At 48.0% G+C, this 24652-nt stretch carries 26 protein-coding genes; 18 read left to right on the top strand and 8 right to left on the bottom strand.

Features of this window, described 5'->3' with window-relative positions; genetic code table 11:
- The first annotated feature begins 16 nt into the window (after positions 1-16).
- Genes urtD through ureG form a run of 10 tightly spaced genes read left to right on the top strand, consistent with a single transcriptional unit; the run spans position 17 to position 7036 of the window.
- Positions 17-859, top strand: a complete 843-nt coding sequence (gene urtD / locus Q365_RS0105980) for an urea ABC transporter ATP-binding protein UrtD (RefSeq protein WP_245621514.1) — start codon at positions 17-19, stop codon at positions 857-859.
- Positions 860-907: 48 nt separating this feature from the next.
- A complete protein-coding gene (gene urtE / locus Q365_RS0105985; protein ID WP_028022485.1) occupies positions 908-1603 on the top strand; it encodes an urea ABC transporter ATP-binding subunit UrtE in 696 nt (231 codons plus the stop codon).
- A 10-nt stretch (positions 1604-1613) separates the two neighbouring features.
- The gene (locus Q365_RS0105990) at positions 1614-2516 is read left to right on the top strand and encodes an urease accessory protein UreD (protein ID WP_035024570.1); all 903 of its coding nucleotides are present in this window, start codon (positions 1614-1616) and stop codon (positions 2514-2516) included.
- A 53-nt stretch (positions 2517-2569) separates the two neighbouring features.
- Positions 2570-2872 (top strand): urease subunit gamma, encoded by a 303-nt coding sequence (gene ureA / locus Q365_RS0105995; protein WP_028022487.1) that lies wholly within the window; start codon positions 2570-2572, stop codon positions 2870-2872.
- A 10-nt stretch (positions 2873-2882) separates the two neighbouring features.
- Positions 2883-3257, top strand: coding sequence for an urease subunit beta (locus tag Q365_RS0106000; RefSeq protein WP_035024572.1), 375 nt, complete (start codon positions 2883-2885; stop codon positions 3255-3257).
- A 1-nt stretch (position 3258) separates the two neighbouring features.
- Complete coding sequence (gene ureC, locus Q365_RS0106005) at positions 3259-4962, top strand: urease subunit alpha (RefSeq protein ID WP_028022489.1); 1704 nt, start codon at positions 3259-3261, stop codon at positions 4960-4962.
- A gap of 52 nt (positions 4963-5014) precedes the next feature.
- A complete protein-coding gene (gene ureE, locus Q365_RS0106010) occupies positions 5015-5470 on the top strand; it encodes an urease accessory protein UreE (protein ID WP_028022490.1) in 456 nt (151 codons plus the stop codon).
- 47 nt (positions 5471-5517) lie between these two features.
- Positions 5518-5748 (top strand): hypothetical protein, encoded by a 231-nt coding sequence (locus Q365_RS0106015; RefSeq protein ID WP_028022491.1) that lies wholly within the window; start codon positions 5518-5520, stop codon positions 5746-5748.
- Positions 5714-6382, top strand: coding sequence for an urease accessory protein UreF (locus Q365_RS0106020; RefSeq protein WP_028022492.1), 669 nt, complete (start codon positions 5714-5716; stop codon positions 6380-6382). Before Q365_RS0106015 ends, Q365_RS0106020 begins: the two co-directional genes overlap by 35 nt.
- Positions 6383-6415: 33 nt before the next feature.
- Positions 6416-7036: an urease accessory protein UreG gene (gene ureG / locus Q365_RS0106025; protein ID WP_028022493.1), complete on the top strand. Its 621-nt coding sequence runs from the start codon at positions 6416-6418 to the stop codon at positions 7034-7036.
- 13 nt (positions 7037-7049) lie between these two features.
- Here ureG and Q365_RS0106030 read toward each other — a convergent pair whose 3' ends face one another.
- Positions 7050-8489, bottom strand: a complete 1440-nt coding sequence (locus Q365_RS0106030) for an MATE family efflux transporter (RefSeq protein ID WP_028022494.1) — start codon at positions 8487-8489, stop codon at positions 7050-7052.
- Positions 8490-8504: 15 nt separating this feature from the next.
- The gene (locus Q365_RS0106035) at positions 8505-9032 is read right to left on the bottom strand and encodes an NADPH-dependent FMN reductase (RefSeq protein WP_028022495.1); all 528 of its coding nucleotides are present in this window, start codon (positions 9030-9032) and stop codon (positions 8505-8507) included.
- 201 nt (positions 9033-9233) lie between these two features.
- Between Q365_RS0106035 and Q365_RS0106040 the strand changes: the two genes are divergently transcribed.
- Positions 9234-10133: a LysR family transcriptional regulator gene (locus Q365_RS0106040; RefSeq protein ID WP_028022496.1), complete on the top strand. Its 900-nt coding sequence runs from the start codon at positions 9234-9236 to the stop codon at positions 10131-10133.
- Positions 10134-10192: 59 nt separating this feature from the next.
- Here the strand turns inward: Q365_RS0106040 and Q365_RS0106045 are convergent, their stop codons facing one another.
- The gene (locus Q365_RS0106045; protein ID WP_035024574.1) at positions 10193-11143 is read right to left on the bottom strand and encodes a TDT family transporter; all 951 of its coding nucleotides are present in this window, start codon (positions 11141-11143) and stop codon (positions 10193-10195) included.
- A 683-nt stretch (positions 11144-11826) separates the two neighbouring features.
- Positions 11827-12351: an RNA-binding S4 domain-containing protein gene (locus tag Q365_RS0106050; RefSeq protein WP_028022498.1), complete on the bottom strand. Its 525-nt coding sequence runs from the start codon at positions 12349-12351 to the stop codon at positions 11827-11829.
- A 959-nt stretch (positions 12352-13310) separates the two neighbouring features.
- On the opposite strand from Q365_RS0106050, the gene Q365_RS0106055 reads away from it, so the two are divergent.
- From Q365_RS0106055 to Q365_RS0106075, 5 genes are all read left to right on the top strand, one after another.
- Entirely contained in the window at positions 13311-13610 is a 300-nt protein-coding gene (locus Q365_RS0106055; protein WP_028022499.1) for a DUF6916 family protein, read from the top strand.
- A gap of 170 nt (positions 13611-13780) precedes the next feature.
- Positions 13781-14554, top strand: a complete 774-nt coding sequence (modA, locus tag Q365_RS0106060) for a molybdate ABC transporter substrate-binding protein (RefSeq protein ID WP_028022500.1) — start codon at positions 13781-13783, stop codon at positions 14552-14554.
- A 3-nt stretch (positions 14555-14557) separates the two neighbouring features.
- Positions 14558-15250: a molybdate ABC transporter permease subunit gene (gene modB / locus Q365_RS0106065; RefSeq protein ID WP_028022501.1), complete on the top strand. Its 693-nt coding sequence runs from the start codon at positions 14558-14560 to the stop codon at positions 15248-15250.
- Positions 15247-16350 (top strand): molybdenum ABC transporter ATP-binding protein ModC, encoded by a 1104-nt coding sequence (gene modC, locus Q365_RS0106070; RefSeq protein ID WP_028022502.1) that lies wholly within the window; start codon positions 15247-15249, stop codon positions 16348-16350. The genes modB and modC overlap by 4 nt, the downstream gene beginning before the upstream one ends.
- Before the next feature lie 170 nt (positions 16351-16520).
- On the top strand, positions 16521-16946 hold the full coding sequence (locus Q365_RS0106075) for a hypothetical protein (protein ID WP_028022503.1): 426 nt from the start codon (positions 16521-16523) through the stop codon (positions 16944-16946).
- A 76-nt stretch (positions 16947-17022) separates the two neighbouring features.
- Here the strand turns inward: Q365_RS0106075 and Q365_RS27505 are convergent, their stop codons facing one another.
- Complete coding sequence (locus Q365_RS27505) at positions 17023-18108, bottom strand: methyl-accepting chemotaxis protein (protein WP_028022504.1); 1086 nt, start codon at positions 18106-18108, stop codon at positions 17023-17025.
- A 397-nt stretch (positions 18109-18505) separates the two neighbouring features.
- Here Q365_RS27505 and Q365_RS0106085 point away from each other — a divergent pair, with 397 nt between their 5' ends.
- Positions 18506-18958 (top strand): GNAT family N-acetyltransferase, encoded by a 453-nt coding sequence (locus tag Q365_RS0106085; protein ID WP_028022505.1) that lies wholly within the window; start codon positions 18506-18508, stop codon positions 18956-18958.
- Between the two features lie 148 nt (positions 18959-19106).
- Positions 19107-20663 (top strand): BCCT family transporter, encoded by a 1557-nt coding sequence (locus tag Q365_RS0106090; protein WP_028022506.1) that lies wholly within the window; start codon positions 19107-19109, stop codon positions 20661-20663.
- An 80-nt stretch (positions 20664-20743) separates the two neighbouring features.
- Here the strand turns inward: Q365_RS0106090 and Q365_RS0106095 are convergent, their stop codons facing one another.
- From Q365_RS0106095 to Q365_RS0106105, 3 genes are read right to left on the bottom strand one after another with little or no spacing between them, the layout of a single operon-like run.
- Entirely contained in the window at positions 20744-21352 is a 609-nt protein-coding gene (locus Q365_RS0106095) for a nucleotidyltransferase family protein (protein ID WP_028022507.1), read from the bottom strand.
- Positions 21349-22392: an XdhC family protein gene (locus tag Q365_RS0106100; protein WP_028022508.1), complete on the bottom strand. Its 1044-nt coding sequence runs from the start codon at positions 22390-22392 to the stop codon at positions 21349-21351. Before Q365_RS0106100 ends, Q365_RS0106095 begins: the two co-directional genes overlap by 4 nt.
- A gap of 40 nt (positions 22393-22432) precedes the next feature.
- Positions 22433-24652, bottom strand: a complete 2220-nt coding sequence (locus Q365_RS0106105; protein WP_028022509.1) for a xanthine dehydrogenase family protein molybdopterin-binding subunit — start codon at positions 24650-24652, stop codon at positions 22433-22435.

Genomic DNA, 24652 nt, shown 5'->3' on the forward strand with positions numbered 1-24652 from the left:
TTACCAAGCAGAGCATATGCCAGAACGAACGGGGAGCGGCGAGTTTATTTCAGATCTTACACGCCGTGACCAAGTATTCAGCTTTTTGAAACCTCCATTCAACCCAAAGGTCGATGTCAAAAATGGCATGTTGCTTTATGTCGAAGGTGTGTCTGTCTCGTTTGATGGGTTTAAAGCGATTAACGACTTAAACCTCTACATCAAGGAAGGCGAACTTCGCTGCATTATCGGCCCAAATGGTGCGGGTAAAACCACCATGATGGACATCATCACGGGGAAGACTCGGCCCGATAAGGGTGATGTTTGGTTAGGCCAACAGCTCAATCTGCTCAATATGGATGAAGCCCAGATCGCTAACGCAGGGATCGGACGAAAATTCCAAAAGCCGACCGTGTTTGAAGCCTTGTCGGTTTGGGAGAACTTAGAGCTAGCAATGGCCGGGAATAAAGGCACTTGGTATCTGTTTCGAGCAGTTCTGTCGAGTGACCAAAAATGCGACATCATGCGAGTGTTGGAGCTTATAGGCTTAGAAACACACTACAAAATGCAGGCTGGAAAGCTGTCACATGGTCAAAAACAATGGCTAGAAATTGGCATGTTGTTGATGCAAAAACCGCGACTGCTGCTGGTGGATGAGCCTGTCGCTGGGATGACTCACCAAGAGATGGACAGAACCTCTGAGCTTTTACTGTCACTGGCTGGAGAGCATTCGATCATGGTGGTGGAACATGACATGGATTTTGTTCGCAGCATCGCCTCAACGGTGACTGTGTTGCATCAAGGACATGTATTGGCAGAAGGCAAAATGAAAGATATCCAAGATGATCCTCGGGTTCGCGAAGTCTACTTGGGGCAATAGAGCATTGAACGCGCAGCGAGCGCAAATGGCAATCAAACAGGAAACGTCATGCTGAGTGTAAATGGATTAAATCAGCGATACGGGGAAAGCCAAACGCTTTGGGATTTGACGCTGAATGCCCCCAAAGGGAAGTGCACCGTGGTGATGGGAAGAAACGGCGTCGGTAAAACGACGTTGCTTGAAAGCATCATGGGATTACTGGCGGTTGATAGCGGCGAGATGATACTGGAAGAAGAGGATCTCGTTAAACATCGCGCAGAAATGCGTCCGCGCTTAGGTGTGGGGTATGTGCCTCAAGGGCGGCAGATCTTCCCGCGATTGACCGTGGAAGAAAACTTGGAAATTGGGTTGCCGATTCGGCCTAAGAATGACCGGAAAATTCCGGCGTTTATTTATGAATTGTTTCCCGTGCTAGCGGAAATGAAAAAGCGATTTGGCGGCGACTTGTCAGGCGGTCAGCAACAACAGTTAGCGATTGCTCGTGCATTGGTGATTGATCCTAAACTCTTGTTGTTGGACGAACCGACAGAAGGTATTCAGCCTAATATTGTTCAAGAGATCGGCGACATTATCTACAAGCTCAATCAAGAAATGGGGCTCACGGTGATTTTGGTTGAACAAAAGCTGCCGTTTGCGCGAAAAGTCGGGGATAGATTTTGCTTGTTAGATCGCGGGCGTGACGTGGCGAGTGGTGACATGGGTGATCTGTCTGATGACCTTATCCGGCAGTATTTAACGGTGTAAAGGAGAGCGCATGGCGCAAACTGTGATTGATTGGTCGATCCACACCGCGAATGACATGCCATCCCGATGCTGGGAAGCTGAGCTTAAGCTCGGCTTTGTGGCGCGTGGTGATAAAACCGTGCTTAAACATCGCACACATAAAGGCCCGCTGGCAGTTCAACGTTCACTTTACCCTGAAGGCGGCGTGTGCCACACCCATCTTTTACACCCGCCCGGCGGTGTTGTAGGCGGTGATTCACTGGATGTGCACGTGGATCTTGCTGAAGGTTCGCAGGCACTGATTACTACCCCTGGCGCAACGCGATTTTATCGTTCAGATGGTCGTGTTGGGCATCTTACCCAAACGCTTACGGTGGCTGATAGCGCAAGACTTGAATGGCTACCGTTAGAAAACATTGCCTTTCCCAATGCGCGTTTGCGCACTCGCACTACCATTTCATTGAAGCCACATTCTCAATTTATTGGCTGGGATGTTTGGACCCTCGGGCAGCCTGCAACGGAAACCTTGTTCGAGAATGGCGAAATCGACGGCCTTACTTCGGTGTTTGTCGATGAGCGCTTGATTCTGTGCGAGCGTTTTCGCGTGAACCCTGAACAAACACGTTTTTCGGCTGCGGGACTTCGAGGCTATTCGGTATGCGGCACCTTGATCGCGTATGGCGATGCGGACGCCTTGGTAGAGATCATCAAGCAATGGTGGAGCGAGCAACAGGAACAAGGATATACACGCTCGGACATGAGCAATCTAACGGGCATTGAGCTCGGCATTACCGTTATCGATGGCTTGCTTGTCGTGCGCGGTTTGGCGTTAAAAACCGACGCGTTATTCAACGTAATGGCCTTGTGCTGGCAACAAATTCGCCAGCACTGGACTGGAGAAATACCGGATATTCCGCGCATTTGGCGGACATAAAACACGAAAACGTCGCGCAATGTAAGCGTGCGACACAGTGAGGAGTGAATACCATGGAGTTGACACCCAGAGAGAAGGACAAGCTGCTGTTGTTCACGGCAGCATTAGTGGCAGAGCGGCGAAAAGATCGTGGCTTGAAGCTCAATTACCCTGAGTCTGTTGCTTTGATCAGCGCTGCGATTATGGAAGGCGCGCGGGACGGAAAAACGGTGGCTGAATTGATGGACTTTGGCCGTACGATTTTGACCGTTGATGACGTCATGGAAGGCGTCCCGAGCATGATTCACGATGTGCAAGTCGAAGCCACTTTTCCTGATGGCACCAAATTGGTGACCGTTCACGATCCCATTGTGTGAGGAAAGCGATATGTCTCAGACAACTGTCTCAACGTCTTCAGGTTCCGCCATGGTGCCGGGAGAAATGCGAACGAAAGAAGGCGACATCGAAATCAACGTGGGCAAAGCACGGGTTTCAATTGATGTCGCGAATACCGGCGATCGTCCAGTGCAGGTCGGGTCGCACTATCATTTCTTCGAAGTGAATGATGCCTTGGTGTTCGACAGAGTTGCTGCGTGTGGTTTTCGGTTAAACATTCCTTCTGGCACGGCAGTGCGCTTTGAGCCGGGTCAAAGCCGAACCGTCGAATTGGTGGCCTACGCGGGTTCTCGGCATGTTTATGGTTTCCAAGGCAAAGTGATGGGGCCATTAGATGGCACCGGAACCGCAGATAAGGACGATTGATATGGCACGTATTTCGCGCAAAGCCTACGCCGAGATGTTTGGCCCAACCACAGGTGATTGTGTTCGGCTGGCGGATACCGATCTCTGGCTCGAAGTGGAAAAAGATTACACCGAGTATGGCGATGAAGTGAAGTTTGGCGGCGGCAAAACAATCCGTGACGGCATGGGTCAAAGCCAACGCCCGAGCTTTGAAACGCCAGACTTAGTCATCACCAATGTGGTCGTACTGGATTACTGGGGCATTGTGAAAGCCGACTTGGCGATAAAAGGCGGAAGGATCGCTGGTATCGGCAAAGCGGGGAATCCCGACGTGCAAGACAATGTCGACATCATCATTGGCCCGGGAACCGAGGTAATTGCTGGCGAAGGCCAAATCGTCACGGCGGGCGGCATTGATTCCCACATTCACTTTATCTGCCCTCAGCAAATCGACGAAGCGCTAACATCCGGTGTCACGACCATGATTGGTGGCGGCACTGGGCCAGCAACAGGAACCAATGCCACCACGTGTACGCCCGGGCCTTGGAACATTCATCGTATGCTGGAATCTCTTGATGCGTTTCCCATGAACTTTGGTCTGTTGGGTAAAGGTAATGCGAGCTTGCCTGACGCGTTGGACGAGCAAGTCACAGCGGGTGCGTGCGGCCTAAAGCTACACGAAGATTGGGGCTCTACACCGGCAGCTATTGATAACTGCTTGAGTGTCGCCGATGTCACTGATGTACAAGTGGCGATTCATACCGACACGCTAAACGAATGTGGTTTTGTGGAAGCAACGCTAGGCGCAATCGGGGATCGTGTCATCCACACCTACCATACGGAAGGTGCGGGCGGCGGTCATGCGCCAGACATCATTAAAGCGGCAGGCTTGCCGAATGTTCTGCCTTCTTCCACCAATCCAACACGCCCTTATACGGTGAATACGGTGGATGAGCACTTAGACATGCTGATGGTGTGTCACCACTTATCGCCGTCGATTGCTGAAGACATCGCCTTTGCGGAATCGCGTATTCGCCGTGAAACCATTGCGGCAGAAGACATGCTGCATGACATGGGTGCGTTTTCTATGATTTCGTCAGATTCACAAGCGATGGGTCGGATAGGCGAAGTGATCATGCGTACGTGGCAAACCGCACACAAAATGAAGGTGCAGTTTGGCGCGTTAGAAGGTGACCCGAGCCACAGTGATAATTTCCGCATCAAGCGCTATATCGCCAAATACACCATCAATCCAGCCATTACTCACGGTATCTCCCACGAAGTGGGCTCGATCGAAGAAGGTAAATTGGCCGACTTGGTGCTTTGGAAACCCGCTTTCTTTGGCGTGAAGCCTTCATTGGTCATCAAAGGCGGTTTGATTGTCACCGCGCCGATGGGAGACCCCAACGGTTCCATTCCTACTCCACAGCCTGTTCACTATCGTCCTATGTTTGGTGCTTATGGCGCTGGGCCTGAGCAAAGCTCTCTGCTGTTTATGTCTCAAGCATCTGTCGATAGCGGTGTTCCGGCAATGTTGGGTTTGAAGAGTGGTGTCAGCGCGGTCAAGAACTGCAGAAATATTCGTAAAAGCGACATGAAATTGAATGACTGGCAGCCAAACATTGAGGTTGATTCGCAGACCTATGAAGTGAGAGCGGATGGGCAGCTATTGGTATGTCAGCCCGCAGATGTGTTGCCGATGGCGCAGCGATATTTTCTGTTTTAACGCTTCTGTTTTAACGCTTTAGGTTTTAAGTCTCTTTTCGCGAGGATCTTGGATGATCGAATTTACACAAGTCAGTAATGCACCGGAAGGTTCAGAAAACCTGCCTACCGTGCACTTAAGTATTGAGGCTCGAATAAAAAGCCGAATCAAAATCACCCTTGATGACGGCAGTGATGCAGGGCTGTTTTTGCCTAGAGGTTTAACCCTTCGTGGCGGCGATGTGCTGATTTCTACTGATGGCACACGAGTGCGCGTTGTAGCAGCGGAAGAGAAGGTATCGACTGCGCATGCCGACACCTCTCATTTGCTGGCAAGATTGAGTTATCACCTTGGTAACCGCCATGTACCGCTGCAGGTTGGCGATGGATGGGTGCGTTATCAGCACGATCATGTACTGGATGACATGGTGGGGTTACTTGGCGGAAACGTGATTGTCGAAATGGCACCGTTTGAACCCGAGGCAGGGGCTTATGGCGGTCAATCTTCAGGTCATCACCACCATCATTAAATACATAGCCAACAAAATGAATAACAAAGAAACACAGGAGTAAGAGCATGGAAAAGAAAACCCTATCAGCCATCGTCTTCGCAGCACTGATGGCATCAGTGGCAATGCCAGTGACAGCGCATCCCCATAAAGAATCTGCCAGTGGTGATGCCGTGGTCAATACAGTCACGCATGATCATGCGGGTGGCGTGAACTCCACGAAGACTTGCGTGGGGAAAGATGGCGAACAAGAGACTTCAGCGGATGACTGCAAAGTATCGCCTGTTTCAACTCATTAGTCCGTCGCTACCCGTTGGCGCGTTCAGTTACTCCCAAGGGCTTGAGTGGGCGATTGAATGCGGTTGGGTAGGGAGTCAATCTGATTTGACGGATTGGCTAAACAGCTTGGCGTTTGATTCCATGCAATACCTCGAATTGCCAGTGTTACGGCGTTTGTATCGAGCGTTTGAAGCCAAGGATGTTGAAGCCGCGGAGTATTGGTGCCAATGGCTGTATGCCAGCCGCGAAACTGCCGAGTTTCGAAAAGAAGAAATCCAGCGCGGCAGAACCATGTTGACCTTGCTCAAGCAACTGAAAGTGGTGGAAGACGGTGACGTTTGGGCAGGCATTGCGCAACAAAGCCAAATTGCGGGGTTTGCATTGGCGGGTGTTCGTTGGGGAATTGACGAAGAAACGCTGTGTGAAGGTTACATCTGGAGCTGGCTAGAAAACACGGTCATGGCGGGCGTAAAGTTGATCCCATTAGGTCAGACGGCAGGACAGCAGGTGCTAATGGCACTCACTCCTGTCTTGGATGATGTGGTATCGGCTTCATACGACGTGATGGACGAGCAGGTGGGCGGGTTTGCTCCGGCGCAAGCGATAGCATCGAGCCTTCATGAGACACAATATTCACGACTATTTAGGTCTTAACCCCTATGGTTGAGGACGACAAGGAGAACAGCTATGAGCTACAAACAACCTTTACGTGTTGGTGTGGGGGGCCCTGTTGGGTCAGGAAAGACTGCATTACTTGAAGTATTGTGTAAGGCCATTCGAACCACATACAGCATTGCTGTGGTCACTAATGATATTTATACCCGTGAAGATCAGCGCATTTTGACCGAAGCACAGGCATTGGATGCAAACCGTATTGTGGGTGTGGAGACGGGTGGGTGCCCGCATACTGCTATTCGAGAAGATGCGTCGATGAACCTTGAAGCCGTGGATGGTTTAGCCCGTTTTCACAAAGATCTCGATGTGGTGTTCGTGGAAAGTGGCGGTGACAACCTGAGTGCGACGTTTAGCCCAGAATTGGCAGATTTAACGATCTACGTTATCGATGTGGCAGAAGGTGAAAAGATTCCTCGCAAAGGCGGCCCTGGGATCACTCGCTCAGATCTGCTTGTGATCAACAAAATCGATTTAGCGCCTTATGTCGGCGCAGATCTTAACGTGATGGAAGCCGACACCAAACGGATGCGCAAAGACAAACCCTACGTGTTCACTAATCTCAAAGAGAAGCAGGGGTTGAGTGACATTATCGATTTTATCGAAACGGCGGGAATGTTAAAGAAAACGGGCTAATTGCCCGCGTTTTCTAGTTTGGCAAAACCATTTTGATGATGGCTTTCATGTCGTTGAGATAGTCACCGACAATTGAAGCCTCATCTTCAGTCAAACTCGATTGATGCTCGGTAAGCCATTTATCGAGCAGGGCTTTCGCATAAATCGCACCAGAGATATTCGCGATCGCAAGGCCTATCCATATGTAGGGGGCGCTAAACAAAGCCCCGATAAGTGCAAAGGGTACCGAGAACAGCAAGGCTTTTACGAGCGTCAACTTCAACGAAATGATGGGCTTTTGCACGCCATTGAAGAAAGACGAGGTAATCAAGACCAAGCCAAAGGCAGGAAAAGAGAGCCCGACGATGGCGATATACAGATACCCAATCTGGATAATGTCTGCGTTGTCCGTGAACAAGCCAATAATGGGCTTTCCGAGCAGCAACAAGGCCACATAGACAACCATCCCCCAATACACGGTCATTCGACCGGACAAGGCGACGATGTTGTCCAACCTTAACGGCGATATGCGTGACTCTGACTTATTCTCCCCAAACGCGGCACCATAATTCTGCGCAACCAGTGGCGTAATAATTACACTTAATGCCAATATTCCCGTTAAGGCGAGTGATTCAATACGCGCGACAATACCGTAAGCAGCGACGGCATTATCACCAAAGCCCGATACAATGCGGGTGATGATAGCAACTGAAATGGGTGTCAGGATTTGTGCTGCAACCGCGGGAATGGAAAGTGAAAGCACATTCTTAATATCTATCGATTTTACGTTACGTGGTAACGCGATCAGTTCCTCTCGAATCAATAGCAATATCATTAAGATGAGCATGATGAACCAAGAAATCACCGTTGCCCATGCCGCACCAGAAAGCCCCATTGCGGGTATATCACCCAGACCGAAAATCAGCACATAATCCAGCACTAAGTTAATTAATCCGCCGATCCCCATGACAAGCATGGGCTTAATCATCACGCCTTTTGCCATGAGTGCTGCATTGCCTACCAACACAGCCGCTAACAATGCGAGCCCTGTATATAGCGGCAGCATGTACTCAGAAACAAGATGGGATAAACCTGCTGGTGTGCCCAGCAGTGAAAACGAGGAATGCAAAAACGTTGTACCCAATACGCCAACGAGGATGGCAACCACGCTCACTGAGATGATGGCTATGGCAATGAGAGAGGCGGCGCGTGGCGTATTGCCTTCGCCAAGCAGTTTGCCGACAGCTGCAGAAACCCCCGTAGAGAGCCCCATGAAAAGGCCGATAATGAGAATGTAAATGGGATAGGAAAAGCTGATGGCGGTGAGTTCGTTAACACCCAGTTGTCCGATGAAGTAGGTATCGACGAGCTGAAAAAGAAACGTGAGTAGCATACCTACCGCAGTAGGCGCTGCCATGGTGAGCAGCGCTCTGCGAATAGGCTGTGTAAGCAGTGGTGACGATGCGCTATCCATGCATTCGTTCCCGTATTATTTTGTTAGTGCATTTACCGCTTCTTGAAGCTGGGCTTTTAGTTCGTCGTTGCGCATTTTTTGCGTTTCCATGTCGAAGTTATCGAAGAAACTTGGCACAGAAAGTGAGCCTTTTACGTCTGCTGCAAAGTAAGGGGCAGAACCGACAGCACCTTGAAGCACAGAACTTGCACCGCCTGGGCCTGGTGATGTGGCAAGAAATACTACTGGCTTGCCTTGGAACACTTTCATGTCGATGCGTGACGTCCAGTCGAACACGTTCTTGTAGGCCGCGGTGTAAGAACCGTTGTGCTCTGCAAAAGAGATGATGACAGCATCAGCTTCGCCAATTTTTGCAAAAAATGCTTTTGCTTGCTCTGGCTGACCCAATACCGCCTCGCGGTCTGAGCTGTAGATTGGCATTTCGAAATCATTAAGATCAATCGTTTCTACTTCTGCGCCTTCAATAAGGTTTGCTGCATAAACTGCCAGTTGTTTGTTGATTGACTGAGAGCTGCTGGTTGCGCCAAATGCTAATACTTTCATTGTGTTTTCCTCTAAGAATTCGTGTTGTTTTCGCCGAGTGGCGTCAGGTCATAAGCCTGTAAGTTTGTTTGACGTCTTATGTCTTGAGGTCACTATAGATATATTCCATACGAAGATTAATAGTGTTTTTGTAGAATGATTGTTTCCATATGACATGTAATTAATTATGCTAACCCATGGGTAAGGTATGAGACGTTAGACATGAATACACAATTACTTGATGGAATGGTGATATTTAGAGAAGTGATGAAGTATGGCAGTTTTACCAAAGCTGCTGATCGTACTGGGCATTCTACTTCCTATATAAGCAAGGAAATCAATAGGCTGGAAGAACGCCTAGGTGTGCGGCTTTTGCACCGAACAACTCGTTCATTGAGCCTAACGCCGGAAGGCGAGCTTTATTATGAGCAGTGCCGACAGATCGTTCAGGACGCAGAAGAACTTGAAAACGCCATGCTGGGTCGTCAGGTTACACCAAGGGGTAACCTTAAAATAAGTTGCCCAACCAGTTTTGGCTTAACTCGTTTAGCGCCCGTTCTACGTGGCTTTTCTGAAGCGTATCCCGATATTTCTCTCAATATAGAGCTTAATGACCGGAAAATCGATTTGGTGGCAGAAGGGTTTGATATCGCGATTCGGGCCTCACAGGCGCTCAATGACTCAAGCTTGATCAGCCGAAAAATACACTCGTCACACGCAGCTACGATTGCAACGCCTGCGTATCTTGAAAAGCATGGGTTTCCGACACACCCTAAAGATCTCGTTAATCATAAAGTCATCAGCTACAGCAATATCCCTTCTTATAACACATGGCGCTATAAAGACCATGACGGTAGCGCGATAGATGTTGAACTGCAGAGTTTTGTCGTCAGCAACAGTTCGCAGTTGGAGCTGTTATTGTGCCTCTCTGGTGAAGGTATAACGCGAATGCCGCTGTTTAACTTGAATGGGGAATTGGACTCGGGAGAATTAGTGGAGTTGTTCAGTGATTTTCCGCGAACTAATATCGATGTCTTTATTGTTTACCCAAGTCGTAAACATATGTCTTCAAAGGTACGCTGCTTTATCGATTTTCTTATCGAGGCCATGGAAGTGGAGTAAGTATTCTTGTGTAGCGCCGACGGTGAAAAAAGCCCCTGCATGGGGCTTTCGTATTTTTGTTACTTGCCAAAGCCGTAATGTCGAACGTAGCCAAAACTGACCCAACTGACGAGCAAGGTGGCTACCGTCAATTCGACCAGACCCAAGCGTTCCAACCACGACCAATGCGGGAAATCTGTCCCAAGCCAAAGCGTTAATCGTTCCATGGCCACGGCGCTAATCACCGAAGGGAAGGTTAATGCCGCTAAGGTGGGCTGGAAGGGCTCTCGCAGCAAATCGAAATAGCATAGGTAAACAAACAAGGTCATCATGATACCCACGCCAGCAAGTGCGCCTGCCAGCACAGGGTCGGGGTTAGTCATATTCACTAGGTACGCGGTCAATGCGAGATTGACGGGCGCTGCCATGATCGCGAGAACAGGACGCGAGTTTCTTGGCAAGCTGTCTAAGAAACACAAGCGATACAATACAAACGGCAACATGCAGAAATACGCACCGATGCAGATATGTGCAACCAGTTCAGATTCGTCTCCAAACCCGAGCTTAGGCCCGGCAAGCGTGCTGCTTATCAATCCTACAGGGTAGAGAAACCAACTGGGGTAGATATGGCACTTCTCAAAGGATTTGAATTGGTGATAGAAGAAGTAGCACATCATGAATATGTGCATCACCACCGCGGGATACCAAATGTACATTGCCGCACGAACGCTGATATCGCTGAGGAAATCAGCCATCAGTAACAATGACATGGTCATTGGTGCCATGAGACTGCCATATAGCGGGTCACGAAGATCTTGGAAGAAGCGCTTAGGTTCAAATGCGTACTTTAACCACACGCCACCAATCAGAAGTATGCCGACTGCGGATAGTAAAGGCCGAGATATGTCACCGGTGAATGGATGATAGAGAGACCATGCAACGCCTAGCCCAAAGTACGCCATAGCCAGAGAAGCTTGAGCTGTTGGGATGAATCGAAATGGGGAACGGAAAGCTGTCAATCTGTCATCCATGGAATCGAATTAGCGCGGCTGAATAGGAGCGTATTATACGCAGACAACATCAGATTGTGATGAGGTGAATATAATTTCTTTTTGTTTTTATATGGCTAGGGACAAGCGCGGAAAAATCACAGTCAGTCACCGGCTGTTTTGAGTAGACCATATTGGCTTTTAAAGCATAATCCCTGCCGACTATTGGTGATCAATCTATCAAAAAACTGATTTCTGAAACCGGATCACAATCATAGAAATGTGACATGGCAGGTCTTGTAGGTTTTCATATACTCAAATTGCAACCAAAACATGACTGACGAATGAGGATGAGCTCCAAGCTCGGCGTGCCAGCCAATTCCATGTACACATAGACACATTTTGATAGCAAAATACTGGCACTGATACTGGGTTGCACAACAATTTGGACTGTTACATCGGCGTAGGAAATACGCATCGTAAGTGAACGTAAGACCTTACTTTCCAAAGAACCCATGCAATGAAACGCACGAGGTAAGGAAGCTCAACGTAGTGAGCAATGTAGGGCAAGTAAACTTTAGAACACCACACAGTATTCGATTTTCAACTTTTAGAGCTAACAAAAAAGCCACCGCTTAGGTGGCTTTTTCATTTGTTATGACCGTCTCATCAAAAGCGGCGCACAGACTATTTCAATAGTCTGACTGTTAAGCTGCTAGCGTCAATCAGAAAGAAAGCGGCTTGCGTCCAGTAGCGGTATCACTTTTTGAGTTGTCCGTTGCTGACTTGCCTTGCTTTGGTCTTTCAATTTTTGGCGTCTTGTTCAGTTTTTCATCCGCACTTTTACTTAGCTTGGGTGACGCTTTTTGCGGCTCGGGCTTTTTAGGCTCAGGCTTTTTAGCAGCGGTGCTAGACGCTGGCTTCTGTTGTGGGGCTTTCTTCTGAGCGCGAGCATTTTCTTTTTTAGGTTTTACTGGTTTTGCTTGGCGAGGTTCAACAGCTGTTGGTGGCGCATCACATAGCAAAACGTAGAATTCTTCATTGAACTGAATAACATCTCCGTCATGAATTTTACGACGTTTACGAGTTTCAATTTCACCGTTCACCGCCACATAGCCCTCGACGATAGCCATCTTCGCTTCACCGCCGCCACTAACCGCGTTAGCGATCTTTAGTACCTTATAAAGTTCGACAGGGTGGGCGGATACTTCGATGCCAATGGCTTCTACTTCAATTTCTTCATGCGACATGATAGTCACTCTCTTATGGCTGATGTGCGGAGTGTAGCTGAACTCCGTCTAAGATAGCAGTACGAAATGCGGTTTTGGCTATGACAAGGGGTCATTGTACCCAAGCAACCCTAAGATGTTGGTTTTCAGAGACCATCAGAGCGCTGAATCCTGCATCTTAGGGTTACTTGGGTATAAGTCTGTCAAATCTCTGTAATTTAAGGAACATTAAACTGAACTGTGACTTGGGCGGCATGTATTGGGGCTGATTCACTTGAAAAGTGCAAGTGATTGTAATAAATATATAGATATCGTGACGATGTAGGGAATTTTATTCATTTTCCCCTGTCATATCATTAGCTTCTTTAAACACATATGAGTTTATGCACCACTCTAACAGAAGCGCTCCTCTAAAATCATGAGGGGGATACGCCAGTCAATGGCATTGTGTTTAGACGAAGTGTTTTTAATATCTATCAGGTCGTTAATTGAGCTTACTGCCTAAAAACAGTATGGGTGTTTCTCTTTAAACCTGAGCTAATAATAAGGGTGTTTATTATGACTAATAAAACCAGACGCCTGTGGTTCTACCATCAAAGTAAATCGCAAGATTCGCGTCCTTTGAAAATGCGCTAAGCGCAGCAAGATCCAGAAACGTCATTTATGACGTTTCTGGTTATAATCCCTTAAATCCAACTCGACCTGTTTTTCATTCCTCTATATATACCTGCTAGTACATTCTCTGTTCTCTATCCAGATCTTCTGTTTTTGGCCTGTTGCCATTTGCTATCTGACTGCTTCCTACATATTTCGAATTTTTTTGGGGCAACTGTCAGAAAATCATACTTAAATTCAGTTTGTTGATTCGCTTGTGGCTACACTTTAACCAAAGCTTTCTTATCGAGTTTGGTGGTTAGAAGCCAACTCTTATTTCAAATTGACACGATGAAGTTGCCAACACGGATGTCGGGGGAATAACAATGAATGTATTGTCTTGGGAAAATGTTTCCAAATTAGCTGGAAGTACGGTTCAGCTGATCGACGGTGCAGAAAATGAATACGATGTTTTGGTAGAATCCGTGCAGGAAGAAGCCGGAAACCAAACAACCATTGACGGTCGACTGGTTGAACATTACACCATGGTGCTTGTCGGTCCGGAGGACGCAGAATTCCCACAGGGAAATTATCTGATCTCGCATCCTTCAATGGGGCAACAAATTCTATATATGCTGGTGGCGGGTGACAATCGATACACCATTGTCATCAATACTGAAGCATAGTGATACAAAACGAAGCGACGCTGTCGGCCACGCAGTAAAGATTATGTCGAATTTGCGTTGCGTTGTTTGCTTTATCAGCAGGCCGACCAATTCTTCATGGTTTGAATACGTGTCTCACTAAAATACTTGTTATGATAACGCCTTTCTGTCGCGTACCAGTTAGGGGTCGTATGCAACGTATCTTTCTGTTTTTGTTCATCACAGCCTCTCTGTTCCCCCAAGTTTCTTCCGCTGAAGAGAGAGTTCTCGTGTTTGCAGCGTCATCAATGACAACCGCATTGAATGAGATCGCGCAAACCTATGAACAAGAAACTGACCAAGCAATTACTATCTCTTACGCCTCATCTTCGGCGTTAGCCCGTCAGCTTGCGTATGGAGCACCTGCAGATATCTATATCTCAGCGAATGAGAAATGGATGGAATATGCGGTGTCTGAATCGGCAATTGATCCCGAAACCGTCTCACCGTGGGTTGAAAATGAGTTGGTGGTCATTGCCCATCACGATCTGGTTGGTGGGGTGGCGTTAACCGCCGATGCTATCAATACAGCGATAGGAAATAGTCGTATCGCTATTTCAGATCCTAACCATGTGCCAGCAGGGATTTACGCTAAACAGGCCCTGTTATCGTTAGGATTATGGCGTGTCATTGAAGATAAGCTCGCGCTATCTAACAGCGTTCGCGCAACACTTGCGCTAGTTGAGCGAGGAGAAGCGCCGCTCGGTGTGGTTTACCTTTCTGACGCTCTTGCGTCTTCATCCGTCAGCGTAGTGGCAGATATTCCCAGCGACACGCATACCGCGATTGTTTTCCCTAAAGCGATGACACCCAATACATCTGTCAAAGCCCAACGCTTTTTTGCGTATTTAGATTCGCAAAAAGCCCAATCAATTTTGCAGGATAACGGTTTCGTCGTTATCCATTCATCACAAGAGCAACTGTAAAATATGCTATTAACACCCATAGAGTGGGAAGCGCTGCAACTTAGTCTGAAAATCTCCTTGGTGGCCGTGGCTGCAAGCTTACCTTTAGGTATTGCGATGGCTTGGGTGCTCGCCAGAAAGCAGTTCGCGGGAAAATCCATTGTGGATGGAATGATTCATCTTCCTCTTGTTTTACCGCCTGTGGTTATCGGCTACTTATTATTGATTGTGATGGGCCGAAGAGGTGCAGTGGGTCAGTGGCTGTATGAAACATTTGGTGTTTCATTCTCGTTTAGTTGGAAAGGCGCCGCTTTGGCTTCTGCGGTCGTGGCATTTCCTCTGCTGGTTAGAGCCATTCGTTTGTCATTGGAGCTTGTCGATCAGAAACTCGAGCAAGCCGCTCGCACCTTAGGCGCTTCTCCTTGGCGCGTATTTTTTACCATCACATTGCCATTGATCATGCCGGGGATTTTATCGGGGCTGGTATTGGCGTTTGCTCGTAGTTTGGGAGAGTTTGGTGCAACGATCACCTTTGTCTCAAACATTCCGGGAGAAACGCAGACCATTCCATTGGCAATGTTTGCTTTTATTGAAACCCCAGGGGCAGAACAGAGTGTAGCGCGGCTCTGCGTTCTATCCATTGTCATCGCTTTGATGTCGCTTCTTGGGTCAGAGTGGCTCAGTCGCCGAATGAAGCGAAGGATGGGCATGCAATGATTAAGTTGAACATGGCGCTAAAGCGCGAAGATTTTTCTCTGTCATTGAACGCTTCCATACCTTCTGAGGGCATCACCGCCATTTTTGGTCGTTCAGGGGCGGGGAAAACGTCTTTGATTAACGCCATTAGTGGACTTGTTACGCCGGACACTGGCTGTATTCAGATTGGCGACCAAGTGCTTTTTGACAGTGAAACGGGTGCTAACCTCCCACCAGAACGTCGACGCATTGGCTATGTTTTCCAAGACGCTAGGCTCTTTCCGCATATGTCTGTGGCTAAGAACCTAAAATATGGTTGCAAAGCCTATGACCCCAGCACATTTGATGAAGTGGTCACCTTGTTAGGTATTGATACCTTGTTGACGCGTTACCCTCATGATTTATCTGGTGGCGAAAAGCAGCGTGTGGCCATTGGCCGCGCTTTGTTATCTGACCCCGAATTACTCATCATGGATGAGCCTACGGCTTCGTTAGACGCGCCTCGTCGACAAGAGCTTATTACCTATTTACTACGTTTGGCGAAATCTCTTCATATCCCCGTTATCTATGTTAGCCACAGCTTGGATGAAATATTACAACTTGCGGATCATATGTTGATGCTCAATCAGGGGGAGGTGATTGCCAATGGCCCTTTGCATGAGATTTGGGGTTCGCCGCCCATGCGACCTTGGCTTTCAGCGAAAGAACAGAGCGCCTTGGTCACAGCGACTGTGATCGGAAATCATCCCGTCTATCCCATGACGCAGCTCGATTTACAAGGTCAGCCAGTCTGGGTACCAAGTGTTGAACAAGATAAGGGCATATCGCTGCGATTGCGGGTCTACGCGAATGACATTTCTATCGCTAAAACACAGCCGAAGGACACGAGTATTCGTAATGTCATCCCGTCAATCATTCATGCTATCGAACGTGCAGACGCGAATTCGTCGGACAGTGCTTATTGTCAGTTAGTGTTGCGCGTTGGTGATGAGACATTGCTGGCAAATATTACTCAATGGGCTTTAGATGAACTTGGCTTATCGGTTGGGCAAGAAGTGTTCGCGCAACTTAAAGGCGTGAGTATTGCTCGAGGCGATTTGGCACAGAATCATCGCATTTAATGACAATTTACTTGCGCACTGTGGCCCATTTTTGAGTAGAATCTGCCGATACCGAATAGTGTGCGATGTGCCGCAAATCGGGTAAGAGAGCTTTAGATTAAGGGCGTTATCTCATGCGGATTGGATACTCTAGAAGAGTGCGATTGGGTATGAGCAAGTAGGAGAAGTAAATGTTTGCATGGCTAACCGGCTTGTTTAAGAAAGAAACGATCAAGTCGACGGAGTGGGTTAAAAAGCTCATGCAAGCTAACCGAACGGGTAGCTACAGCAAATATAGAGAGTATTACGACAAACACGTCTCAAAAATTCATGATTCGTATCATAAGGATTTTCTGAGATTTGAACGGTTCGCTACCCAAAGCTACAAGAAAGAAGACCAACGTGCATTCATGGCAATAAAAACCGCGATGTACGCGCACAAGTTGGGTCAAATCAAAGTAGCGGCGTGTATTACAGCCTCAGTAATCAATTTAAATAAGACACTGGTTGAAAGTCAGAAGGTTCAGTTGCATCCAAGATTACAACGGGCCGCGCTGGCGTTGCATAAGCAGATTATCGAATCTAATGCGAAGAAACGTAGAAAAGTAAAAGCCTGACTAATCAGGCTTTTTTTTGGTCGACGATTTTCTCACCTAGTATTGATTGGTAGAGATGAAACGCGCGTTTGTAGCGTTACCTGATGGCACTTTCGTTGATCAGTCGTTCGATGGCTGTCGTCACCTGTAAACTGCTGCTTTCCATGGTACGAAGATGTTCAACCATCGAAAGCAAATCCCCTCGGTTTCCTGCTTCAAGGGCAAATCGTCCCGTGTCATGCACTTGCTTGTGCGGTGAATCAATGGCACTGAACGATGGGAATGATTTGAAGTTCTTAGCACCCTCACCATTGAAATACCATTTACCTAGACGACACGATGAGTGGTTATTGACCTGCTGGCCAAACTCATTATTGCTGATGTGTTTGTAGACGGCGCTCTTCCATACCGCGTGATCCAGTTTTACCGTATTTAGGAACGATGAAACCGCCGCGTTTTGTATCACTCGTTGCATGTTTTTGGATTTATCGATGACTTGATAAACCACCGTTTCGATTTGAGAAGAAGAGGTCGCGACGTCTTCTGCACCGTGCTTACTTTCTTCTACGAGTAGCTGAATGTCACGGTTCTGATCGATCACCTTTTTAACCAGAGTCTCAATTTGGCTGCTGGCTTCACCCGCTTTTCTTGCAAGCTGTCGAACTTCATCGGCAACGACAGCAAATCCTCGACCCGCCGCACCAGCACGAGCCGCTTCTATCGCTGCGTTTAGCGCAAGAAGGTTAGTTTGCTCGGAGATCTCCTGCACTGCAGCGACAAAACGATTGATCGATGTTGTTGTTTGCGTCAATTCAGCAACGGCTTCTTGGTTTCTCAGTGCTTCTTGAGTGATTCTGTTTGCACGCGTTGAAAGGTTTGCAACGGCAGAAAGGGTTTGCGAGAACATATCATCAAGAGCAGCAAGTTCATTTTTCTCTGCAACAAGCATATCTGCGTTACTGAGTAGACCTTCTCGAATGGTTTCCAACATTTCAGCACCTTGCTGCTGGCACTGACTGGTTTTCAATAGGTTTTCTATATGACTCTTCAAGGCGAATATTTGTTCATCCTTTTCTTCTAATTGTTGAGTCATATTTGTCAGTTTGTCTTGATAACTAATTTCAAGATCTTTGATCTGGGCGGAAAGCGCCATCTCACGCTCTTTGTTGTTCCAAAAAGCCATTCTTATTTCCTTGAGTCAAAACATACATATTGATGCTAGGCGTGATTGTATGGATGTTTCGATCGCAAAACACGGAAAATTATTGAGTATTTTTTGCCATTAACAATAGATACTCAAAGGAGTAACGATATGGTGGTTTTGGAGGGTTTTTTGCGTGGAAATTGTTAATTTTAATAGGGTTATACCCAAACAACCTGAAGATGCAGGATTCAGCGAGATTTACTGCCGCTATGATCTAGGCGTCCCCTTGCTGATGTAGTGATCGCACTGATGGCCTCTGAAATCGAGCGTCTTCAGGTTGTTTTGGTATGTTGTGTTAGATTGCTGTTGGTAGCAGCTTCTGGAGTGTCGGGAGTTATTCGATCGTTGTTCCAATTATGTCAAAGGAAGAAGAAACGTGGACTATCTCGTTAAGTTATATCAAACCCCTTTTCTCGACACACTAAATGATGTTCAAACATTTACGATAAGAAAACCAATAGGGCCGGAAAAACACGCGGTAATGAACTGGATAGGTAAGCACTTCAATGAGCGCTGGCAAAGTGAAGCAGATTCCGCTTATTCAAGAAACAATTCCCTGTTTATCGCCATTGAAGGTCAGGAGATTTTGGGCTTTTCTTGTTTTGACGGAACGGCTAAAGGTTTTTTTGGACCTCTGGGGGTCAGTGAGCTGGCTAGGGAAAAAGGGGTAGGAAAGCAATTGGTTCATAAGACATTGAATGCCATGAAAGAGGCGGGCTATGGGTACGCGATTATCCCCACAACAAGTGAAGACTACTACCGTAAATACTTAGACCTCATTGAGATTAAGGGCTCTGAAAAAAGCATTTACCATGACATGGTAAGTTGATGTTGTTTATAAACAATGGTTTGAGGGTGGTTTGGGTCTCTGGGTGATTGATAATGTAACGGAATATGCTTAGTGCACGAATAAAGTGATGGAGATCTCATTGATGTGCTGGTAGAGTGCTTTCCCTCACGCCCATTGTGAGAGCAGCATGACTTTTAAATCTATAATTTCTAGCGATAAACTCGTTTCTATTCTGACTATCGGATTCTTTTCCGTTTTTCTACTCGCAGCGACGATGGACATCTCGCACTTCTCTAACATCATCAATACGCTTTTTGGCCAAGCCGCGAATTTATTCGGCCCATTCTGGCAGTGGTTGATGGTGGGTAACTTCATTTTTGCCCTCGTTGTTGCACTCTCGCCAGCAGGCCGTATGACGCTAGGTAAACGTGCTAAGCCTGAAATCAGTACATTCCGATGGCTGTCGATGATCATGTGTACTTTACTGGCTGGGGGAGGCGTGTTTTGGTCGGCGGCTGAGCCTGTTTATCACTTCATGTCAGTGCCTCCCACGTTTTCAGATGTTGAGTCTGCGTCAAGTTCAGCGGTTTCTGCGGCACTCAGCCAAAGTTTTTTCCACTGGGGTTTTCTTGCTTGGGCTGTTCTTGGCACATTGTCCACGATCATCTTGATGCATGCACATCATCAAAAAGGGCTAAAGCTCAGGCCCCGCGCACTGCTGTATCCCTTGTTCGGAAAGCGGTTAGAAAATCATTGGTTTGGTGCGGTTGTCGATACGGTATCAATTATCGGTGTCGCGGCAGGTACCATTGGCCCTATCGGGTTTCTGGCGAGTCAGCTCGGTTACAGCGTTGAATCTCTGTTCGGTGTGGAAAACAGCTTAACGCTTCAACTTTGTATCCTGTCTGCTGTTGTTGCCGCGTATTCCATTTCCGCTTTTTCCGGTATGGACAAAGGTTTGCAGTGGTTGTCTAAGGTCAACGTCATTGGTGCAGTAGGGCTATTGGTTGCAGTGCTTATTCTTGGGCCGACGACGTTTATCTTTGAGCAGTTTGGTCAAGCATTTGGTCACTACGTTGTCAATTTCCCTTCAATGAGCCTTGGTGAACACGACGCAGGTTGGATGACGGGTTGGACGTGGTTCTTCTGGGGATGGTTTATTGGCTTTGCACCGATGATGGCAATATTCATTGCTAAGATCTCTGACGGAAGAAGTATTCGCAACCTCGTTTTTGCCGTTGCTGTTTGTGCGCCGATTGCGACCAACTTTTGGTTCAGTGCCCTTGGCGGTACGGGAATATTCTTCGAACTCACTCAAGCGGGAAGCATTTCAGCCCCCTTGGCTGATGCAGGACTACCGGCAGTGCTGATCGCTATGCTGCAACAGCTGCCGCTTCAGTTCATTCTTGTTCCTGCATTCTTGCTGCTCACCACGACGTTTGTGGCGACGACAGGAGATTCAATGGCGTATTCAATTGCTGTTGTGACTTCGCAAAACACAACCCCATCAAAATACCACCGACTGTTTTGGGCATTGATGTTGGGTATCGTCGCGGGCGTGTTATTGATGGCAGGCGAGGGAGGCTTGGGAGCTCTGCAGTCTTTCATTGTGATTACCGCCGCCCCTGTATCACTTTTGGTTGCCGTTACCTTGGTGTGTGCACCGATGACCATTAGAGAAATGATGCGACAGAATGCGGAAGCGAATACTGCTGAAATGGTGCCCGCATCACCAAGAGTGTGATGTCGGCTAAGCGTAGCGCATTTGAATTTAATTGATGAAAAGCCATCCCAATTGGGATGGTTTTTTTTTCAATTTGTCTCTTACCAGAGAGATGACATGTGAGTAAGGTAGTGAACGTAGTTCTCTAAGTCTTCTGGTGTGTCGATATCGATATTGCACTGATCCAAGGCAAGCTTGTCGATGAGATGTGCTCTGTCCATGAGCAGTTTCTTTGCCCCTTCGTCGCCTTTGAGCGCTTTGAGTTCGTCGAAAACGCGAGCATTGATAATAGCCGGAACGCCAATGGTATCAGGGTATTGGCAGCATGCTGCGTCTGATTGGTGGCGCTCATAGACCTGACAAAGCAGCGCGACATTGTCGCCAGTAATAGCAGGCTGATCAGCTAATAAAAATAACAGTCCATCATAATCATCACACAGGGTGTGAGTGACATGGGATATCACATCCCCAATACCCTGCTGCCAATTATCGATATATAGTAATTTCGCTTTCCACTGATTGTCCGTCGCAGCTTGAGACAGTGCTTTGTGCCAATATCCAGTCGCGATATACACATCGGGGGTTACCACGTTGGCAGCCGTGATACTTGATTCGATGAGGGGACGATCGTTGATTAGAGCAAGTGCTTTGCAGCTGCCAAACCGCGAGGCTTTGCCCGCAGCAAGAATTACGGCGGCGATTTTTTTCATTCTGATAGGGCACCACTGAACGACAAAGCGTTCGCATTGTTAAGCGTTGCAATACATTCTGAAAGCATAGAGATTGCAATACCTTCTGGCAATGCTGCGCCTAGATTCAATCCGGCAGGTCCATGCAATTTACATGGGAACTGCGATGAAGACACTTGTACTACAGAGAGGACTTCTTCTTTACGGTGAACTGGCCCCAATAGGGCAAGGTAGCCAATGCTGGTTGGGGTTAAAGCTGTTAACACGGCGGCGTCGAGTGTCACGCTGTGTGTCATGACAACCACGGCATCAACACAGTGGTCGTTGCAGTAAGCGGTTAGCGTGTCTGCTGAGCCGCGCAAGATATTGTCAGCATGTTCAAAGTAGTCACGGCGTGCATTTGCGGGTCTAGGGTCCCAGAGCGTGACATGCCAACCCATTTGGTGGGCGAGGTTAACCAGTGGCCTCGCGTCGAAACCACCGCCCGCAATCAGTAAATGAACAGGAGGCTGTACATAGGTTTTCAACCAAGTTTGATCGCCTTCCATGAACTGTTCGCCAATGGCTTCTTGATCGCTACGCAGTTTGTGTGGCGTTTGGGACACAACAAATTGAGCATGGTCTTCACCAGTGAATGCAGATGAGGATGCCATGGGAACATGTTGAAAGTAATGACCTGACTCTCGAGCTAATAAGTGCTCGTACACAGTGTTAAGTGATAGGTAGCCGTTATCTTGTGAAACAGGGTGAAGCATGACATGCACCGTGCCGCCGCACCCAATGCCAAGTTGAAAAGAAAGGTCATCTTCATCCTGACTGTCGTAAACCTGTGTGATGGCTTTTCCCGTTGCCATTACCTTTTTAGCATGGCGTTGAATGTCTGATTCCAAACACCCACCACTTAGCATACCTAGCTGCTGGCCAAAGCTGCTAAATAACATCATGGCACCTGCTTTACGATAGCAAGGGCCTTCGGTTTTGAAGACAGTGCCGAGTACCCACTCGGCATTGTCTTTTTCGGGATACCACTGACTCAATATATGAAGAAGGTGGTTTGACATAGTTTACGCATCCATTCTTGAACAAAGATGACCATCGCCTTTATGACAACTTCATGGGTAAGTCATAGAGACGCTTACCCGTCGCAGCAAATACTGCGTTAGCCACCGCAGGCGCGATAGGTGGCGTTCCAGGTTCGCCTACACCTGTTGGCGCTTCTGCAGAAGGGACAATGTGTACTTCAATGTCGGGCATTTGAGGGCCCCTCAATACCTGATAATCATGGAAGTTTGATTGCACCACCGCGCCATCTTGTAGCGTGATTTCGCTCAACAGAGCCGGTGACAACCCAAACCCAATACCGCCCTGCATTTGGGCTTGAATGATGTCGGGATTAATGGCAACGCCACAATCTACGGCGCAGACAACGCGATCGACTTGTATCTGCCCATTTTCAACCGTGACTTCTACCACTTGTGCCACAAAGCTGTTGAACGACTCGTGCACGGCGACGCCTCGTCCGCGCCCTTTAGGCAATGGTGTTCCCCAACCGGATTTTTCAGCTGCAAGTTTCAAAACGCCAAGATGTCTAGGGTGGTTTTTAAGTAATGCTGTACGGAATTCGACGGGATCTTTGCCAGCTTGGTGAGCCAGTTCGTCAAAAAATGTCTCTGTTGAAAACGCCGTATGTGTGTGACCCACCGAGCGCCACCAGACGACAGGGACGGGAAGATTCACGGTATGAAGTTGCACGGAAAGGTTAGGGATCGCATAAGGAAGGGTGGAAGCGCCTTCAACAGATGATGCGTCGACACCTTCTTTCACCATGAAGCCTTCGAAAGGCGTGCCTGCTGCGATGGATTGCCCAACGATGCGCTGCTCCCACGCTTCGATATTTCCATCTTCATCGAGGGAGCCGCGAATTTTATGCACATACATAGGGCGATAGTAGCCTGCTCTCATGTCATCTTCTCGTGTCCAAACAAGCTTCACAGGCACGCCGGGTTGGCTCTTGGCGATGTGTGCGGCTTCAAGAACATAGTCTGACTGAGGGTTTGCACGACGACCGAAACTCCCTCCAGCAAACAGCGTATTAATACTCACGTTTTCTGGTTTCAAACCTAACACTGCCGCGACTGACATTTGGTCAACGGTTTGAAGCTGAGCACCATACCAAAGTTCCGCTTTCTCACTATCGGCCACAACCACACAGTTCATTGGTTCCATCGCGGCGTGGGCGAGATAAGGGAAGTAGTAGGTCGCTTCCACCACGTTTTTGGCGTTGGAAAGAACATCCGGTGCATTGCCGTCGTTACGTGCAGGTAAGCCTGGTTTTTGGGCAAGAGCGACGTAATCTGATTTCATTTCCGCCGTGTTTTTACTGAATGCTGAACGATCCCATTCGATTTGTAGTTTGTCTCTTCCGACTTTTGCGCTCCAGAAATCTTTAGCGATAACAGCAATCCCTGTGGGGATCTGCACCACGTCGATCACGCCGGAGGATTGCTTCGCTGCAGCCGAATCAAAAGAGATGACTTTTGCGCCGAAAGCGGGAGGGTGAGCCACGAGAGCTGTCAACATGCCTTCCAATTGCACGTCTTGGGTAAACAAGGCTGTCCCATTACTTTTACCTTTGTCTTTGCGCGACGTGCCCGTTTTCCCGATCAGGGTAAATTGTTCGGGATTTTTGAGCGTGATTTGCTCATCAGTCGGCACGGTTTGCAGTGCTGCCAGTTCAGCCATTTGACCGAAGGTAGCGGATTTTCCCGATGCATGATGGGAAATTACACCTTGGCTGACGACAACTTCTGCGACCGGAACTTTCCATACTTTTGATGCAGCACTAACGAGCATGGCACGCGCCTTGGCACCGGCATATCGCATTTGCATGAAGGAGTTCGCGATGGCTGTGCTGCCGCCTGTTCCTTGAACAGGGCCAAAGAGAAGGTTGTTATATTCTTGCGCGTTAGAAGGAGCGGCCTCTGTGGAAACGTTTGCCCAGTCAGCATCAAGTTCATCCGCTGCAATGGTAGCAAGTCCGGTAGTGACGCCTTGGCCCATGTCCAAATGCTTGATCATAATCGTGACTGTGTTATCTGCTCCGACACGAACGAATGCATTGGGTGAAAATTCGGAACCAGAGGTATTTGCGCTTGTACCACTTTCCGCTGCGATGGTTGGCAAATGGACGCCAAGTGTGAGCCCCGCACTTGCGGTTGAAAGCAGTTTAATAAAACTCCTGCGGCTTGTTCCTGTTTCGCCCTGAGCGTCTTGTTGCTGCTCGTTTCGCTGAGGGGAGTAACCATTAAATATATTTCTCAT

Source organism: Enterovibrio calviensis DSM 14347 (assembly GCF_000621165.1).
GTDB lineage: Bacteria > Pseudomonadota > Gammaproteobacteria > Enterobacterales > Vibrionaceae > Enterovibrio > Enterovibrio calviensis.